The sequence below is a fragment of the Mesorhizobium sp. P3_A9 genome (assembly GCF_056402975.1).
The window spans coordinates 1-4518 of record NZ_JBFUGJ010000424.1 but is presented as its reverse complement, the minus strand read 5'-3'; the positions used below and the strand labels follow the sequence as shown (position 1 = coordinate 4518).

At 58.0% G+C, this 4518-nt stretch carries 3 protein-coding genes; all 3 read left to right on the top strand.

Features of this window, described 5'->3' with window-relative positions:
• Positions 1–372, top strand: a 372-nt coding sequence (locus AC1DX0_RS31615) for a hypothetical protein (protein WP_477358356.1), incomplete at its 5' end; no start/stop codon positions are given.
• A gap of 213 nt (positions 373–585) precedes the next feature.
• Positions 586–1347: a RadC family protein gene (gene radC / locus AC1DX0_RS31610; RefSeq protein ID WP_477222310.1), complete on the top strand. Its 762-nt coding sequence runs from the start codon at positions 586–588 to the stop codon at positions 1345–1347.
• A gap of 645 nt (positions 1348–1992) precedes the next feature.
• On the top strand, positions 1993–4272 hold the full coding sequence (locus AC1DX0_RS31605) for a hypothetical protein (protein WP_477222309.1): 2280 nt from the start codon (positions 1993–1995) through the stop codon (positions 4270–4272).
• Positions 4273–4518 lie beyond the last annotated feature (246 nt).

The following is a 4518-nucleotide window of genomic DNA, read 5'->3' as shown; positions in this document are numbered from 1 at the left end:
GGGTTTGGCACGAGGGTACAGTACACGCCGTCGCCGGAGACGGAGGTCCTCGCCGTGTATTCGAGCGACAACTTGCGACTTCTCAATCTGGCGGACGGGCGTTTTCTGACGCCGATCATCCGCCTCAACGATCTTGCGCGATGCCATGGAACGGTCAGCAAGATCGAGCTGCCGTCCGACGGGGCCGTCATYGCCCAAATTGCAACCACGCCTGACAAGCCAGAATCTGATCGTTGTGCGATCTGGCGTCCTGCACCACCGCCGCAAGCTTTGCTGCTTGATCTGATCAATGACGACAACGACAGCATGTATTTCGGAGAAGGACCACCCTGGGCGCGCAAGCTGCCCGGCGAGATCGCGGCGCCTCACTAGCCGCCAATCGGCATCCTTTGATCGGTGGCGCGAGGATTTTCAAGCGCGCCGGCAAGCGAGATGGCTTGGCTAAGGTAACCGCCTCCCCCCTCACGAAAAGCCCTTCAAAGCTGTCGACAAAAGACCTCGACCGCCCCATGCCCGCCGTCCTAGTATTCTGTCGATCTGGGGCAAGTATATTGCCTAGGTTCGTACTTTAGCACAGGCGGGGGTATGGCGACATCAGGCGACGACGACGAGCGGAGTTTCTTCTCCGAGGTGCCGATCCGGCCCGCGGCGAAGGCGAGGCCGGCTCCAGCCGAAAAGCCTAGCTATCTCGGCCATCGCGACCGCTTGCGCGAGCGCTTTGCCTCGGCGGGTCCAGACGCCCTGCCCGATTATGAACTCCTCGAGCTCTTGCTTTTCCGGCTGATCCCGCGCGCCGACACCAAGCCAGCCGCCAAGGCGCTGCTGGCGCGCTTCGGCACGCTGGCCGAGGTACTCGGCGCACCTATCAACCTGCTGCAGGAGGTCAAGGGCATCGGCCCGGCGGTGGCGTTCGACCTTAAGGTTGTCGCTGCGACGGCGCAGCGCATGGCGCATGGCGAGGTCCATGGCCGCGAAGTCCTTTCGTCCTGGACGCAGCTTCTCGCCTATTGCCGCTCGGCCATGGCCTTCGAGGCGCGCGAACAGTTCCGCATCCTGTTCCTAGACAAGAAGAACGCGCTGATTGCCGACGAAGTGCAGCAGACCGGCACTGTCGACCACACGCCCGTCTATCCCCGGGAAGTGGTCAAGCGGGCGCTCGAACTCTCGGCCACCGCGATCATCCTGGTCCACAACCACCCCTCGGGCGACCCGACGCCATCGCGCGCCGACATCGAGATGACGAAAGAGATCATCGAAGCCGGCAAGCGGCTGGGTATTTCCGTTCACGACCACATCATCATCGGGCGCAAGGGATACGCCAGCATGAAGGGGCTGCTGCTGATCTAGGGCCTCGGTCTGCCTCTCGAAATGCCATCAAGCCCTTCTTACGCATCCCTAAGAGCAGAAGAAATTCATCTCCGCCAATGGGCTTTCGTACGGTCATTTCATCTGGCTAATCACCTAGAAAAAGTTGCAGAGAGTGTTTGCGAAACTTGGTAGCACCCGCTTTCTCGCGGGAGCCGAGCAGACACGATTCGCCGCGCAGCAATTGCGGCGCACCTGACACGGCCATTCTGTTGCACAGACTGGACCTGAGGGCACCCGCCGACAATGAAATCTAATGGGGAAAAGTATTCCCTACGCCATCTCCTTTTTTTCTTCAAAACTCTCTATCGGCTTCTTCCAAGGCGAGCATTCGTCAGGTAATTTGCAACCGAGTTCGCGCGCTACATTGTGCAAACGACAAGACCATCGGCCGTACTTCGGGGGAACGCTATGGCAGCTGTGAGGACGGCCATCATCGCCATCCACGGCGTGGGGGAACACATCAACGGCCAAACAGCGAAGGCCGTCGCACAGCAACTACAGCGTAACGCACCTACCATATATCCTGGGCCCGAGTTGACCTCGATCTCAATTCCAGTGACCGGAAGCAACCTACCGATAGAACCGGATAAATCCGTGGAGTCGCGGAAAGCCTGGAGGCTTCGCTTGGGTATGGGATCGCCATTCAGGGCCCGTGCAGAGAATGCCGGCCCAGATGTCGATGTTGAATTCTCGGAATCCCTTCTCAAGGGCGGCACGACTTACAACGAGATTTACGAAACCGTCCGATACAGCATGGCGCCGGGCGACACGAGAGTCGAAGTTTTCGAGCTTTACTGGTCCGACTTGTCCCATGTTGGCAAGAATGCAACCGCATTGATCGGCGAGATCTTTCAACTTGTCATTCACCTTGCGAGCCTTGGCCGGACGGCGGCGATAACTGCCTTCCCGGCCGCCGAAGCGTGCGGGATCAAGAATTCGTGGAACAGATTCTATGGGCTGAATGCTTTTTCGTACTGGCTGCTGGCAACACCGATCGTCCTCGGAAACCTGGTCCTTGTGCTGCTCGGGCTCTTGACCGTGCCGGCGCTGCTGCTGTTACCGAAGAGCGGCCTGGACATTCTCACGAATGCCTCCGTGCAGGCGTTCGCCTGTCCAGGCATCGTCGCCTTGTTGGTCGCCGCACTGTCCATGCGCTTGTGTATTGGCAACCACAACTACACCTCATTTTCCAAGCAGTTCATGGTGGTCCTGCCCTTTGCTCTGGGAGCAGCGGCGGGAGCCATATTCTACGGCCTTCAGGGCTGGCTCTCAAATGCACAGGTGGGCTTTCCCTATATCCTCACCGGCTTGGTATTCTGCCTGCTGGCGGTTGCAGGTGACACTGCCATGAAGGCTTATGACCGAATCCGGCCCGGCGTGCTTTTTCTCTGGCGCATCGTGGGGGTTGTGTTGGTCTTTTGGATGGCAGGGGTGGCCTACAAGCTGCCTCTGTTCACGACGGATCCGGTGCCGAGCCTGTTAAGTTGGATCGGCCACAGCGCCGAAGGTCCTTTCGTTGTCCTCGTTCTCGTCTGGAGCGGGCTCTACATAACAAACTTGGCGATGTTCGGCTTTGGATGCGTGATCCCATGGATATTCTCGAAGGCAGCCACCGCGGGTAACCGCGCAGTCCTCAAGCGCTCAATTCACACTTCTTTTATCGCGGCGTCGCTGCCAGCGCCTGTCTTCCTTGCAGTGGTTCTGACCCTATGGGCCGCAGTTTACAACATATTCAAGACGCTCCTGCCGAACTATCCATTTCAGCCATGGGCGACGTGGTTTCTCGGCAGCGAAACGGTGCCCATCGACAAGTTCGTCGTCAAGCTCATAGATCTCAGCGCCAACTCCCTGTTTTTCATTTATGTTTTAGCGATGCTGCTTGCTGGTCTGGTCGCTTTTTGGGGACTCGCACCCTCCATTTTCCGTGAGCTTTTTCCAGGCGATCTGTCAGAGGCGAGGCCGTCTGCGGGGCCAATGCAACGTCTCAGCCTGTGGCTCGACGGGGGCTACTCGCTCCTGGGGGTAGCCGCCGTCCTCGCCGGAGCTGGATTTTTCATTATTTTCCCCTGGGGATCGCTGGAGGCCTTCTGGCACGTCAGCGTTATCGGCGACGATCTGGGCACTCAACCGCCGCTATGGAACTCTTTCGTTGCTCTCGCCCGGATTTTCGCTGGTGGCGCCGCTGTTGGGCTTATTGCTGCGTCAAAGGGTCTGCTCCAGCTTTTCGGCGACTCTTTAAGCATCAAACCGTCGCCATGGTCCTCTTTCGCCACTTTCGTCGGGATTTTCGTTGGTAGTGTGACTGTCGGATTTATTGCCGCGTCAAAGCTCCTGCTCAAATCCTTCACTGAGACGATTAATCGCTTTCGAGTTTTGATAGACGTCGCGCTCGACGTCGATAATTGGTTGCGGGAGAGGCCGCGCGGCAAGACGCCCCGCCTACGGATTTTCGCGCGCTTTGCTGCTTTGCTGAATTTCATCGCGGAAAACAAATATGACAGGGTGATCATTGTAGCTCACAGCCAGGGCACGGTCGTCGCGACAGACTTCCTTCGCTATATGAAGGCGAAGAAATGCCTCTCCAGATATCCACCAATCGATCTGCTCACCCTCGGATCGCCGCTCCGGCAGCTCTATGCATGGCGCTTTCCTGCCCTTTACCAATGGGTCAACCGTCCGGTCACGCAAGGCCAGCCCGATGCAGGTCCCGTTCCCAAAGACTGTGGCCTTGGGAAATGGATAAATATCTATGGCAGCGGCGACTACGTCGGACGCGAGTTGTGGAATGGCGAAGGATCGATCGACGGCACCGGCTTGGAAACCTGCATCGGAGCGGAAGCCCACACCCACTATCTCGATCAGAATTGCAAGGTGGTCGCCACTCGGATGGCTGCGTTGATATAGCGACTAGGCAGCCGAGCCCAAGGAGTACGCCAGCATGAAGGGCCTGTTGCTGATCCAGGTGACGACCAATAGGGCGACCAAGTCGTGATCGCCAAGAGGAAAGCTAGGGCGTTCTCGCTTGATGCATCTGGCCATGATTTCGTCATCGACTTCCTTATTTCAAAGCCTTTCCGATAAACCACTCGACCACGTTGGGTTGACAGCCAGGACCATGGTCTTGGCCGGCATGGGACTTCAGTGCCATGG

Excerpts from the sequence above, each read along its gene's own strand:
- radC (WP_477222310.1), top strand. The coding sequence starts at position 586 with ATGGCGACATCAGGCGACGACGACGAGCGGAGTTTCTTCTCCGAGGTG.